Below are 13092 nucleotides of genomic sequence, written 5' to 3'. Positions count from 1 at the left end.
GTGCGGCCTTACCGGCCGGGTTATCGGTCCCCGAAGATCGTGCGGTGCCAGTCCTTGCGGGCGACCGCGGTGTTGTCGTACATGACGTGCTTGACCTGCGTGTACTCCTCGAAGGAGTACGACGACATGTCCTTGCCGAAGCCGCTGGCCTTGTATCCGCCGTGCGGCATCTCGCTGATGATCGGGATGTGGTCGTTGATCCAGACGCAGCCCGCCTTGATCTCGCGGGTGGCGCGATTGGCCCGGTACAGGTCGTGGGTCCAGGCGGAGGCGGCGAGCCCGTACGGGGTGTCGTTGGCGAGCGTGATGCCCTCGTCGTCGGTGTCGAAGGGCAGTACGACCAGCACCGGGCCGAAGATCTCGGCCTGGACGATCTCGCTGTCCTGGGCCGCTCCGGTGATCAGGGTCGGCCGGTAGTAGGCGCCGTCGGCCAGTTCGCCCCCGGGGGCCTCGCCGCCGGTGACGACGGTGGCGTAGGCGCGGGCCCGCTCGACGAAGGCGGCGACCCGGTCGCGCTGGGCGTGGCTGATCAGCGGGCCCAGGTCGGTGTCGGGGGCGAACGGGTCGCCCACCCGGACGGTCGCCATCAGCTCCGCGACGCCCTGGACGAACGCGTCGTACAGCGGGCGCTGGACGTAGGCGCGGGTGGCGGCCGTGCAGTCCTGGCCGGTGTTGATGAGGGAGCCGGCGACCGCTCCGTGGACCGCGGCTTCCAGGTCTGCGTCGTCGAAGACGACGAAGGGGGCCTTGCCGCCGAGTTCGAGGTGGAGGCGCTTGACGGTGGAGGTGGCGATCTCCGCGACCCGCTTGCCGACAGCGGTGGAGCCGGTGAAGGAGGTCATCACGACGTCGGGGTGGCCGACGAGGTGTTCACCGGCGTCCTTGCCCGCGCCGTTGACGATGTTGATCACACCGTCGGGGATGCCCGCCTCGGTGGCCGCCTGCGCGAACATCAGCGAGGTCAGCGGGGTGATCTCGGCGGGCTTCAGCACGATGGTGTTGCCCGCGGCGACGGCCGGGAGGACCTTCCAGGCGGCCATCTGGAGCGGGTAGTTCCAGGGGGCGATGGAGCCGATGACGCCGATCGCCTCGCGCCGTACGTACGAGGTGTGGTCACCGGAGTACTCGGCGGCGGACTTGCCTTCCAGGTGGCGGGCGGCGCCCGCGAAGAAGGACGCGTTGTCGACGGTGCCGGGCACGTCGAACTCGGTGGAGAGCTTGACCGGCTTGCCGCACTGGAGGGACTCCGCGTACGCGAAGTCGTCCGCCTGCTCCGCGAGGACCGCGGCGAACCGGTGCATCGCCTCGGATCGCTCGGCCGGGGTGGCTCCGGACCAGCCGGGGAAGGCCGCACGCGCGGCGGCGACTGCCGCGTCGACGTCGGCGGTACCAGCCAGTTCGTAGGTGTGGACGGTCTTGCCCGTAGCCGGGTTCACCACGTCGTGGCTGCGTCCCGATGTGCCGGGTCGCAGTCTTCCGCCGATGTACTGCGCGCCGTCCGCGAAGCGGTCCTGTACCTGGAAGCTGTTGCCCATCACGCTCTCCTCCGCCGCTGTTCCCGGAGTGCGGGGCGGCGTAGCTCCTGCTCGATTTGAGTGCCGATCCTGGCAGAGGGGGCGGAGCCCAACAAGTGATTCCGTTGTTGCCTTTTGGTTACGCAACGGAATCTGTCGACCATGTGTCGTGTCAGTGCGGAATTCCCCGTACGTAGTGTCAGTGGCGGATGCCAGACTCACGTGTCATGGGACACATGGAAGAGCTCGTGGCGCGTGCCGGGCGGGGCGAGAAAGTGAAGTACCTGAGGTTCTGGGGGCACCGGCCGCGGGCGGACGGGGAGATCGGGGCGAGCTGCCTCAGTCAGTGGTGGCCGTCACCGTTCGCGGTCGACGGGGTGCAGTACGCGTCGGCCGAGCACTGGATGATGGCCGGCAAGGCGCGGCTGTTCGGTGACGCGGAGGCGGAGACCCGTGCGGTGGCGGCGAAGAGCCCGGCCGAGGCGAAGAAGACGGGCCGGCTGGTCCGTGGTTTCGACGACGCGCTCTGGGAGCGCGAGCGGTACGGGCTGGTGGTGACGGGCAGCCTGCACAAGTTCGGCCAGGATCCGGCGCTGCGGGCGTTCCTGCTGGGCACGGGCGAGCGGGTGCTCGTCGAGGCGAGTCCGATGGACCGCATATGGGGCATCGGGCTGGCGGCGGACGATCCGCGTGCGGAGGACCCGGCGACCTGGCGGGGGCTGAATCTGCTCGGCTTCGCGCTGATGGACGCGCGGGCCGCGCTGCGCGACGGCGCGGACGGCATATGAGACGGGCCCGCTAGAGCGTGGAGTGTGCTCCACGCTCTAGCGGGCCCCCGTAGCAGGCCCCGTAGCAGGCGCCCCCGCTTGGCGGGGATGTCAGCGCGCGTCCTCGATGACCAGGGACGTCCCGTAGGTGTCGTTGTAGGTGTCGTCGTCGAACTCGTCCGCGTGCGTGGCGAAGAGCCAGATGAGGCCGCCGATGATGATGACGCCGATGGCTATGCCTATGGAACCCAGGATGAGCCCGGCCAGCGCCTGGCCGGCGTTGTCCGCCTCCCCGCGCGAGGCCCGCTTGCGGCCGATGATGCCGAAGATCAGCGCGAGCGTGCCCAGGATGAGACTGGGAATCCCGTAGATGCAGAAAAGGCAGACGGCGAGGATCCCCAGCACCATCGACGCCGTGCCCATGCCGTTCGCGGGCGCCGCACCCCACGCCGTCTGACCGCTGTAGCCCGGGTAGCCGCCGCCGTACTGCGGGGCGGCCGGGTAGCCGTACTGACCGGCGGGCGGCTGGGCCGGTCCCACCGGGTAGCCGTACTGGCCGGCGGCCGGCGGGCCCTGCTGACCGGGACCGTTCGGGCCCACGGGCGGCGGCGGCACGGCCCCCGAGCCGTACGGGGCGGACGGCTGCCCTGTGCCGGCCGGGGGGCCGAAGCCCGCCGTCGGGCCGAAACCGGCCGTGGGCGCGGGTCCTGCCGGGGCGTCCTGCGGCCCGTCGACGCCCGGCATCGCGGTGACGGTCTGCTGGTCGTGCACCGCCGGCGGGCCGGTCTCCGGGGGGCTCTTCTTGTCCAGCGGCACCCTGTTGTCCGGCGGAGCCCACGGATCGCGTGCCACGGCCCCGTCCTCGGGCTGCTCTGTGTTGTCTGACATGGGCCTCCCCCATCGTGATGCCCGTCATGCTACGGCCAGCCCCCGTCCTACGATGACTTCCGTCCGCCGCCCGGTTCCCACGTATGTCCGGGCCCCGCGCCACCCCCTGCTCCCGGAGGATCCGATGTCCGATCTGCACCCCTTCATCGCGGGGCTGCCCAAGGCCGAGCTGCATGTCCACCACGTCGGTTCCGCCTCGCCGCGCATCGTCGCGGAACTGGCCGCGAAACACCCCGACTCCAAGGTCCCCACCGCCCCGGAGGCGCTGGCGGACTACTTCTCCTTCACCGACTTCGGGCACTTCATCGAGGTCTACCTCTCGGTCGTGGACCTGATCCGCACCCCGGAGGACGTCCGGCTGCTGACCTTCGAGGTCGCCCGCGACATGGCACGGCAGAACATCCGCTACGCGGAACTGACCGTCACCCCCTACTCCTCGACCCGGCGCGGTATCCCGGAGGAGGGCTTCATGGAGGCCATAGAGGACGCCCGCAAGGCGGCAGAGGCCGAACTCGGGGTGGTGCTGCGCTGGTGCTTCGACATCCCCGGCGAGGCGGGACTCGCATCCGCGGAGGAGACCGCCCGGCTCGCCGTCGACCTGCGGCCGGAGGGGCTGGTCTCGTTCGGCCTCGGCGGGCCCGAGATCGGGGTGGACCGCCCGCAGTTCAAGCCGTACTTCGACCGTGCCATCGCGGCGGGCCTGCACTCCGTGCCGCACGCCGGCGAGACCACCGGACCGGAGACGATCTGGGACGCGCTGACCGCGCTGCGCGCCGAGCGCATCGGCCACGGCACCAGCTCCGTCCGTGACCCGAGGCTGCTGGAGCACCTGGCCGAGCACCGGATCGCGCTGGAGGTCTGCCCCACGTCGAACATCGCGACCCGCGCGGTGGCGGACATCGAGGAGCACCCGGTCAAGGAGATGGTGAAGGCGGGTGTGCTGGTCACGATCAACAGCGACGACCCGCCCATGTTCGGCACCGACCTCAACAGCGAGTACGGAGTGGCGGCCCGCCTCCTCGGTCTCGACGAGCGGGGGCTCGCCTCGCTCGCGAAGAACGCCGTCGAGGCATCCTTCCTCGACCCGGCGGGCAAGCGCGGGCTGGCCGAAGAGATCGACACGTACACGACGGACTGGCTGGCGGGCACCGGCCGGTGACCCCGGGCGGTGACAATGGCCCCATGGCCACCCCAGTCACCGCCGTCGCGCATCGCGGCGATCCGTACCGCGTCCGCGAGAACACCCTCCGCTCGATCCGCTCCGCCCTCGAACGGGGGGCGGACGCGGTCGAGATCGATGTCCGGGTCACCCGGGACGGTGTGCCGGTACTGCTGCACGACGCCACGCTGGAGCGGCTGTGGGGTCATGACGTGCGGCTGGACCGGCTCAGCCGGCAGGAGCTGACCGAGCTGACGGCGGGCGGCGTGCCGACCCTGCGCGAGGCGCTGCTCGCCGTCGGGGCGCACCGCGTCATGGTCGATCTGCCCGGCTCCACCGAGGCCTCGGTACGGAAGATCGTCGGTACGGTACGGGAGTGCGGGGCCGGCGAGCGGGCCTACTACTGCGCGGGTCCCGAGGCGATGCTGCGGGTACGGGCCGCAGAACCGTCCGCCGAGATCGCGATGACCTGGACGACCCTCGCGCCGCCACGGGCGGCGCTGCTGGAGGCGGTACGGCCGCGCTGGCTGAACTACCGGTTCGGCCTGGTGAGCCGGGAGCTGACCGACCGCAACCACCGGGACGGGCTGCTGGTCTCGGCCTGGACGGCGGACACCGGTCGCACCATGCGCAGGCTGCTGCTCCACGGGGTGGACTCCATCACCACCAACCGGGTCGATGTACTGCACAAGCTGATCGCCAACTCCCCGGACCACGCCTCCTCTTGATCGGTCCGGCATCATGGACGCCACCTCATCGTCCCGATGCCAGGCCCGGCGCCAGAGGAGCAGACGTGCCCGTCCCCCACCGCAACTCCCTGCCAGCCCAGGTCCGTTCCGATGTCGCCCACAACGCCCGGGTCTGGAACTACTGGCTCGGCGGCAAGGACCACTTCCCGGTGGACCGGGCCGTCGGCGACCGGGTCACCGGCATGTACCCCAGCATCAAAGAGGTGGCGCGGGCCGACCGGGCGTTCCTGGGGCGGGCGGTGCGGTATCTGGCCGGTGACGCGGGCATCGGCCAGTTCCTGGACATCGGCACGGGGCTGCCGACCGCGGACAACACCCACGAGGTCGCCCAGCACACCGCGCCGGACGCCCGCGTCGTGTACGTCGACAACGACCCGATCGTCCTGGCGCACGCCCGCTCGCTGCTCACCAGTTCACCGGAGGGCGCGAGCGAGTACCTCGACGCGGACGCCCGCGATCCGGAGCAGATCCTGCGGGCGGCCCGGCGGACGCTCGACCTGGGGCGGCCGGTCGCGGTCATGCTCCTCGGCATCCTCAACTTCGTCCTCGACACGGACGAGGCGCTGCGCATCGTCCGGCGGCTGATGGACGCGGTGCCGCCCGGCAGCTACCTCGTCCTCACCCATCCCACGCTGGAGCTGGGCGGCGAGGGCAACGAGGCGGCGATGCGGTTCTGGAACGAGAACGCCACGCCTCCGATCACCGCCCGCAGCCGCTTCGAGTTCGCCGCCTTCCTGACCGGTCTCGATCTCGTCGAGCCGGGCATCGTCTCGTGCGCGCACTGGCGCCCCGCGCCCGGCACCCGGGCGGCCGAGGTCGCCCAGTTCGGCGCGGTGGCACGGAAGCGCTGAGTGCGGCGGGCCGCTGCCTGCTCGGCCTCGGTCCGGCGAGGCGGAGCAGGATGCCGCCCGGATCCGGCGACACGGATCCGGGCGGCACGGTGAGCGGCGGCGGGGCCAGGGCGAGAGTGCGTGCATGGCGGTCGCACGGCAGACGGCAGTTCGACGACACGCCCTGGGAGCCCGCGCCGCGAGCCGCTAACGGCCCCGGCCACTCCCCCGTTCCCCGGCGGAGGACCCGGTCGCGGCCCCGTTGATCACGAACTGAGATCCGGGTTCGACGGTCACGTCCCCGTCGCGCGAGCCGCTGATCGCCACATCGGTGAGCGTGGCGCTGCCTCGCGCCCCGCCCATGGCGAGGATGCCGGAGCCGTTGGCGGACCCGGAGATCTTCACGTTGCTGATCTTGACGTCCGGGATCTCGCCGCCGCCGGTCTTGAACTGGATGCCGTCGTACGTCGAGTCCTCGATGTCGGTGTCACGGATGGTGACACCCGGGATGCCGGAGCCCTGGGCGAACAGCGTGATCGCGCCGAACTCCTGGTCCTCGTTCCAGAACGCGCCGCCGGTCCGGTAGAGCCCGTTGTTCGCGATCAGGGTCTCCCCGGAGAAGGGCACCGGGTCGTGGTCGGTGGCCAGCATGATGCCGGGGTAGTTCATGGTGTCGGACACCAGGTTGTTCTCGATCCTGTTGCCGTAGCCGCCGTAGACAGCGATGCCGTTGGCCCGCCAGGGCAGCTGGATCGTGTTGTCGCTGAAGACGTTGTCGTGGCCGACGTCGACCGAGGGGTCCTTGACGTACTTGCTCGCCCACACCGCCAGCGAGTCGTCCCCGGTGTTGCGGAAGGAGGAGTCGGTGACGGAGGAGTTGCGGGTGCCGTTGGTGAAGTTGATGCCGTCCGCGTAGGTGTTGCGGATGCGCATCCCGGTGAATTCGAGTCCGTCGCCGGGGCCCCACAGCTCCGGGATGTTGCTGTAGTCGCGGCCGACCCAGGTGGCGACGTTGGCGTGCTCGATCCAGACGTTGCTGATCTTGGTGTTCTTGCCGAAGCGGCCGTTGAGGCCGACGCCGCCCTCGGCTTTGCCGTCACCGCCCCGGATGGTGCCGGAGCCGAAGATCGCGATGTCCGAGATCTGGGTGTTGTCGTCGATGTCGAAGCCGAAGTTCCCCTCGTGCGGGTGGTTGATGCCGCCCGCGTCCTGCGGCGCGGTCAGCGTGTACAGCTGCGAGTGCCACATCCCGGCGCCCCGGATGGTGACGTCGCTGATGCCGACCTGGTTGTACTCCCCGCGGTTCTCCGGGTCGTCGGTGAGGATCTTCTGCTCCTGGCGCCACTGCCCGGCCGGGATCCACACGCAGTCGATCTCGCCGTTCTGGTCGGCGGTGACGGCCGCCTGGATCGCGTCGGTGTCGTCCTTCCCGTCGTCGGGCACCGCACCGTACTCGGTGATCGAGGTGCACTCGGCGGGCTTGCTCGCGGGCGGCGCCACCTGCTCCAGGTCGACCAGGTCGACGACGTAGTACGCGGCGTCGTCACCGGCGTCCCGCTGGAGGCGGAAGGTGGTGCCCTGTGGGTAGGTCTTGTCGAGCAGCGCGTGCGACTCGTCGAACAGCCGCCGCGCGTCGCCGCCGGGGTTGTTCGTCAGACCTTCCGGGTCGTCGGTGCTGCCGTACAGCCAGCTGTGCTTGGAGGAGAGGTCCAGCTTCTGCACGAACGTGCCGTCGGCGTAGAGGCTCAGCGTCTTGTCCTGGCCGCCGCCGCCCGGCGCGTCGGGGATGGAGTTGCGGACGACGATGGAATTGGTGCTGCCGGCCGAGGTGAACTCCACGTACTGGCCGGTGGAGTCGAGCCGTACCGACTTGCGGCCCGAGGACTCGGTGGCGAAGTTGGTGTGCCCGAAGGTGCGGGTGGCGTCCGTCTCCAGCAGGGTGCCGTCGTAGCCGCCGTCCTCCGCCTCGTACTCGGTGAACGGGGATGCGGCGCCGCGGGCGGCCGCGGCGGCGGACGGCTCGGGGGCCACCGGCGCGGCGTGCGCGGCCGGTACGAGCCATGCGGCGGTCAGGGCGGCGCCCAGTGCGACGGCGATGCCCGGCCGGCTCCAGTCTCTCCTTGTCACAGCGTGCGTTCCTCTCGGTGTGGGGGGATGGTGCGTGTGGGGGATGGTGCCTGTGGAGGGGGTGCTGCTAGTTGCCGGTGTCCGGTTCGGGCCAGGCGGAGCAGTCGTCCCAGGTGGTGTCCCAGCCGGTGTTGCCGCCGCCGTCGGTGAGCGTGAAGGTGCCGGAGCCCTCGGGGTAGGGGCAGTTGTACACGCCTGCCGCGCCGGTCCCGGTGGCGGTGACGTTCGACATCGTCACGGCGCCGGGCGTCTCGGCCTGCACGACGACCGTGCCGACGCCGTCGACGGCCGACCCGTCGACGGTCACGTTCTTGACGTCCTGGCCGGTGCCGCCGCCCGAGACGAACTCGTAGGCGCTGTAGGGGCTGTCCGTGATGGTGGTGTCGGTGATGTTCACGTTCGCCTCGATGGCGCTGTCGTACGCGTCCACGCGCAGCGCGCCCATCGGGTGACCCCAGTTGGGGTTGACGGCCCCGGTGCGTACGAGGGTGTTCCCGGAGACGGTGATGGTGCCGCCGAGGGGGAAGAACGGGTCGGCGAACTTCTGGTTGGAGATGGCGATGCCGCTGCCCAGCGCGTTGGTGTCACTGATCAGGTTGTCCTTGACGGTGATGTCGCTGCCGCCGTAGATGGCGATGCCGTTCGCCAGGTTGGGCTGGGAGATGGTGTTGTTCGCGAAGGTGGAGTCGGTGTCGGCGGCGTTCAGCGACCACATGGCGAGCGAGTCGTCGCCCTGGTTGCGCAGGAAGTTGCCGCGCACCTGCACGCCCTTGGCGCTGCCGTTGAGGTTCAGTCCGTCCGCGGTGGTGTCGAGGATGCGGTTGTTCTCGACGACCAGGTTGTCGTTGTTACCGGTCAGCCAGAGCCCGACCTTGAGGTGCTGCAGCCACATGCCGCTCACCCGGGAGTCCGGGCCGAGGGATCCGTTGACGAAGTTGTCCGGGTTGCTGTCGACCCGCTCCGTGACCTCTCCGACGACCGCGAAGTCCTTGATGGTGACCTTGCCGGCCGAACTGCTCTGGTTGATGAACCGGGAGGCGTGCACGACCGAGTGCCAGCTGCCGGCACCCTGGATCGTCACGTTCTCGACGCCGCTCAGCTCGGAGTCCAGCTTGAAGTCGCCCGCCGGGATCCATACCGTGCCGCCGCCGGCCCTGGCCTCGGTGATCGCGTCGCGGAAGGCCTGGGTGGAGTCCTGCTGTCCGGTGGCGTCGGCGCCCTTGTCGACGACGGAGACCGCGCCGGAGGGTGCGGTGGCGGGCTCGTCCACCTGCTCGAAGTCGGCGACGTCGACGGTGACCTCGGTGGACGCGGCCTCCAGCTTCACCTTGTCGCCCGCGGCCAGGTCGCGGCCGAGCAGGAGGCGGGCGTTGTCGAAGAGGTGGTGGGTCCTGGCGCCGACGATCCAGGGGGTGTCGACGTAGCTGTACTTGGAGGTGACGGCCAGCGACGCGTCGAGCTTGGTGCCGTTGACGTAGACGGCGAGTGAACCGCTCTGCCCGTCGGGCACGTTGTAGGCGACGTTCACCGCGTTGGCGGCCCGGTCGAGAGTGAACTCGACGCTCTGTCCGCTGCTCAGCCGCACCGCCTGCCGGCCCGAGGCCTCGGAGGCGAGGGTGCCCTGGGTGTAGTCGGGGCCGATCTTCTGGCCGGTGGTGGAGGCGGACTCCGCCTCCGTGGAGCTGAACGGGAGGGTCGCTCCGGCCGCTGCCGCCGCTCTCGGCTCCGGGGCCCGCTGGGCGGAGGCCTGGCCGGTGACGCCGATGACCGTGCCCACGAGGGCGACCGCGACGGCGAGGACGTACGAACTGCGCGTGGGGGATGACGTGCGCATGACACTCCATTTCTGCTGTGACTGGTGCTTCCCGGTGGGGGAGGTGGGGGGCGGGGGAAGCGCCTGTCACTCAAGCATCACGGACACATGAACACAAGATGTCGCTCAGAGTTTGCAAATTTTCGACAGCACGTTGAAACAACCAACTGTCGCCCAGACGCAGCGTGAAGAGACCCGGGCCGCACCACGAAGAACCGGCACCACGCGCGTTCCGCGTGATGCCGGTTCCTGGTCTTCAGTGCCCGCCGAAAGCCCTGGCCACGGGCGATCGAAGCGGTTCCCTCACAACCCGACGATGGAGTTCCACTTCTTGGCGAACTCGGTGCGCTCCTCGGAGGTGATGTCGCGGGCGATCGCCAGCCGCTTGCGCATGGCGTCGTCGGGGAAGATCAGCGGATCCTCTGCGAGTGCGGCGGTCTCCTCGTCCTTGGCGGAGGCCAGCACCTCGCGGGCTGCCGGGACCGGGCAGACGTAGTTGACCCAGGTCGCCAGTTCCGCGGCGACCTCGGGCTCGTAGTAGTAGTCGACGAGCTTCTCCGCGTTGCGCTTGTGGTGGGCGAGGTTGGGGATCATGAGCGATTCCGCCCAGAGCTCGGCACCCTCCTCCGGCACGACGAACTCGATCTCCGGGTTGTCCGCCTGGAGCTGGATGACGTCACCGGAGTAGGCCTGACAGGCGAGCACGTCCCCGGTGGAGAGGTCCTTGATGTAGTCGTTGCCGGTGAAGCGGCGGATGTGCTTCGTCCGCACCAGCTTCTCCACCTGCTCGCAGATGTCGTAGAAGTCGTCGCGCTTCCAGCGGGTGATGTCGACCCCGTTGCCCTGCATCAGCAGCGCGAAGGACTCGTCCAGCCCGGAGAGCAGCGTCACCTTGCCGCGCAGATCGTGCGCCCACAGATCGCTCAGGTGCTTGATCTCGCGGCCCAGCCGCTTGCGGTTGTACGCGATGCCGGTGATCCCGGACTGCCAGGGGACGCTGTGGGTACGGCCCTTGTCGAAGGCGGGCGAGCGCAGCTGCGGATCGAGGTACTTCGCCACGTTGGGCTGCTTGGCCCGGTCCATCTCCTGGACCCAGCCGAGCCGGACGAACCGGGCGGCCATCCAGTCGCTGATGACGATGAGGTCGCGCCCGGTCTGCTGGTGGTTCATCAACGCGGGGCTGATCTTCCCGAAGAACTCGTCGTTGTCGTTGATCTCCTCGGTGTACGTGACGGAGATCCCGGTGCGCTTGCTGAAGGCGTCCAGGGTGGGCCGCTTCGACTGGTTCTTGTCGTCGGTGTCGATGTAGAGCGGCCAGTTGGCGAAGTGCAGGGTGTGGTCACTGGCGGAGGAGTCGCGCCCGGCCCGGTCGCCCGGCTTCACATAGGCGGCGGGCACTCCGCAGCCGGCCAGCGTGACACCGGCCGCCCCCGCCCCGAGGGCGCGGAGCAGGGACCGGCGGGACATGGGGTTCTTCGGGATCGCTCGCACCTGCGCAGGATGCCCGTCGGGGGGTACGGCGGGCAATGGACCAACCGTCCAGCGGTGGCCGTCCGCCGCGCACACCCTGTCGAGGGCGGGCGGAACCGGCAAGCGCGGATACCGACCCCCGCGCTCCCCGGAAACACGGATACGGCCCCCGGGGCACTCGCACAGTGCGCCCGGGGGCCGTATCCGTACCGGTCGAGCGGCGCTCAGCCGTCGAGGTCCGTACCGTTCGAGCGGCGGTCAGCCGTCGAGCGAGGTCATGACGTGCTTGATCCGGGTGTAGTCCTCGAAGCCGTACGCGGAGAGGTCCTTGCCGTAGCCGGACTTCTTGAACCCGCCGTGCGGCATCTCGGCGACGAGCGGGATGTGGGTGTTGATCCACACGCAGCCGAAGTCGAGGTTCTTGGACATCCGCATGGCACGGGCGTGGTCCTTGGTCCACACCGAGGAGGCCAGGGCATACTCGACGCCGTTGGCCCACTCCAGCGCCTGCGCCTCGTCCCTGAACGACTGGACGGTGATGACCGGGCCGAAGACCTCGTGCTGGATGATCTCGTCGTCCTGCTTGAGGCCCGAGACGACGGTCGGGGCGTAGAAGTACCCCTTCTCGCCGACCCGGTGGCCGCCCGCCTCGACCCTGGCGTGGGCGGGGAGGCGCTCGATGAAGCCGCTGACCTGGGCGAGCTGGTTGGCGTTGTTGAGCGGGCCGTAGAGCACGTCCTCGTCGTCCGGCTGCCCGGTCTTCGTGTCGGCGGCGGCCTTGGCCAGCGCGGTGACGAACTCGTCGTGGATGGACTCGTGGACCAGCACGCGGGTGGCGGCCGTGCAGTCCTGGCCGGCGTTGAAGTAGCCGGCGACCGAGATGTCCTCGACGGCCTTGGCGATGTCGGTGTCCTCGAACACGACGACCGGCGCCTTGCCGCCGAGCTCCAGGTGGACCCGCTTGACGTCCTTCGCGGCGGACTCCGCGACCTGCATGCCGGCCCGGACCGAACCCGTGATGGAGGCCATCGCCGGGATCCGGTGCTCCACCATCGCGCGGCCGGTGTCCCGGTCGCCGCAGATGACGTTGAAGACGCCCTTGGGCAGGATCTGCCCGATGATCTCCGCGATCAGCACGGTGGAGGCCGGGGTGGTGTCGGACGGCTTGATCACCACCGTGTTGCCCGCGGCCAGCGCCGGGGCGAACTTCCAGACGGCCATCATCATCGGGTAGTTCCACGGCGCGACCTGGGCACAGACCCCGACCGGCTCGCGGCGGACGATGGAGGTCAGCCCCTCCATGTACTCGCCGGCAGAGCGGCCCTCCAGCAGCCGGGCAGCACCCGCGAAGAAGCGGATCTGGTCGACCATCGGCGGGAGTTCCTCCGTGCGGGTGAGCCCGACCGGCTTGCCGGTGTTCTCGGACTCGGCCGCGATGAGGTCCTCCGCACGCTCCTCGAAGGCGTCCGCGATCTTCAGCAGGGCGCGCTGGCGCTCGGCGGGGGTGACGTCGCGCCAGGCGGGGAAGGCCGCAGCGGCGGCCTCCATGGCGGCGTCGACGTCGGCGGCGCCGGAGAGCGGGGACGTCGCGTAGACCTCTTCCGTCACCGGGTTGACCACGTCGATGGTCCGCCCGTCGGCGGCGTCGCGGAACTCTCCGTTGATGTAGTTGCGCAGACGGCGCACCTCGGTGGTCACAGCCGGCCCTCCTGCTCTGAAGTCCAATGGGTGAGACGCCCAGCGTAGTCGCTCGGGTAACGCTTTCGACATACCCA

At 69.9% G+C, this 13092-nt stretch carries 10 protein-coding genes; 4 read left to right on the top strand and 6 right to left on the bottom strand.

Annotation, left to right across the window (positions count from 1 at the left end):
• Positions 1 to 20: 20 nt before the first annotated feature.
• Positions 21 to 1535, bottom strand: a complete 1515-nt coding sequence (locus tag ACZ601_RS33515; RefSeq protein ID WP_469544986.1) for a gamma-aminobutyraldehyde dehydrogenase — start codon at positions 1533 to 1535, stop codon at positions 21 to 23.
• Positions 1536 to 1741: 206 nt separating this feature from the next.
• On the opposite strand from ACZ601_RS33515, the gene ACZ601_RS33510 reads away from it, so the two are divergent.
• Complete coding sequence (locus tag ACZ601_RS33510; protein ID WP_469544984.1) at positions 1742 to 2302, top strand: NADAR family protein; 561 nt, start codon at positions 1742 to 1744, stop codon at positions 2300 to 2302.
• 90 nt (positions 2303 to 2392) lie between these two features.
• Here the strand turns inward: ACZ601_RS33510 and ACZ601_RS33505 are convergent, their stop codons facing one another.
• Entirely contained in the window at positions 2393 to 3169 is a 777-nt protein-coding gene (locus ACZ601_RS33505) for a DUF4190 domain-containing protein (protein WP_469544982.1), read from the bottom strand.
• A gap of 124 nt (positions 3170 to 3293) precedes the next feature.
• On the opposite strand from ACZ601_RS33505, the gene ACZ601_RS33500 reads away from it, so the two are divergent.
• From ACZ601_RS33500 to ACZ601_RS33490, 3 genes are all read left to right on the top strand, one after another.
• Positions 3294 to 4328: an adenosine deaminase gene (locus tag ACZ601_RS33500; RefSeq protein WP_469544981.1), complete on the top strand. Its 1035-nt coding sequence runs from the start codon at positions 3294 to 3296 to the stop codon at positions 4326 to 4328.
• Positions 4329 to 4351: 23 nt separating this feature from the next.
• Positions 4352 to 5056 (top strand): glycerophosphodiester phosphodiesterase, encoded by a 705-nt coding sequence (locus ACZ601_RS33495; RefSeq protein WP_469544979.1) that lies wholly within the window; start codon positions 4352 to 4354, stop codon positions 5054 to 5056.
• Between the two features lie 65 nt (positions 5057 to 5121).
• The gene (locus tag ACZ601_RS33490; RefSeq protein WP_469544977.1) at positions 5122 to 5928 is read left to right on the top strand and encodes an SAM-dependent methyltransferase; all 807 of its coding nucleotides are present in this window, start codon (positions 5122 to 5124) and stop codon (positions 5926 to 5928) included.
• Positions 5929 to 6114: 186 nt separating this feature from the next.
• On the opposite strand, the gene ACZ601_RS33485 is transcribed toward ACZ601_RS33490, so the two are convergent.
• From ACZ601_RS33485 to ACZ601_RS33470, 4 genes are all read right to left on the bottom strand, one after another.
• Positions 6115 to 8034, bottom strand: a complete 1920-nt coding sequence (locus tag ACZ601_RS33485) for a glycosyl hydrolase family 28-related protein (protein ID WP_469544975.1) — start codon at positions 8032 to 8034, stop codon at positions 6115 to 6117.
• Between the two features lie 67 nt (positions 8035 to 8101).
• Positions 8102 to 9868 (bottom strand): glycosyl hydrolase family 28-related protein, encoded by a 1767-nt coding sequence (locus ACZ601_RS33480; RefSeq protein ID WP_469544973.1) that lies wholly within the window; start codon positions 9866 to 9868, stop codon positions 8102 to 8104.
• Between the two features lie 282 nt (positions 9869 to 10150).
• On the bottom strand, positions 10151 to 11314 hold the full coding sequence (locus ACZ601_RS33475) for an ABC transporter substrate-binding protein (RefSeq protein WP_440576799.1): 1164 nt from the start codon (positions 11312 to 11314) through the stop codon (positions 10151 to 10153).
• A 261-nt stretch (positions 11315 to 11575) separates the two neighbouring features.
• Positions 11576 to 13015 (bottom strand): gamma-aminobutyraldehyde dehydrogenase, encoded by a 1440-nt coding sequence (locus ACZ601_RS33470; RefSeq protein WP_469544971.1) that lies wholly within the window; start codon positions 13013 to 13015, stop codon positions 11576 to 11578.
• Positions 13016 to 13092 lie beyond the last annotated feature (77 nt).

Source organism: Streptomyces sp. NPDC104307, assembly GCF_055584045.1.
This window is presented reverse-complemented; position numbering and strand designations above follow the sequence as displayed.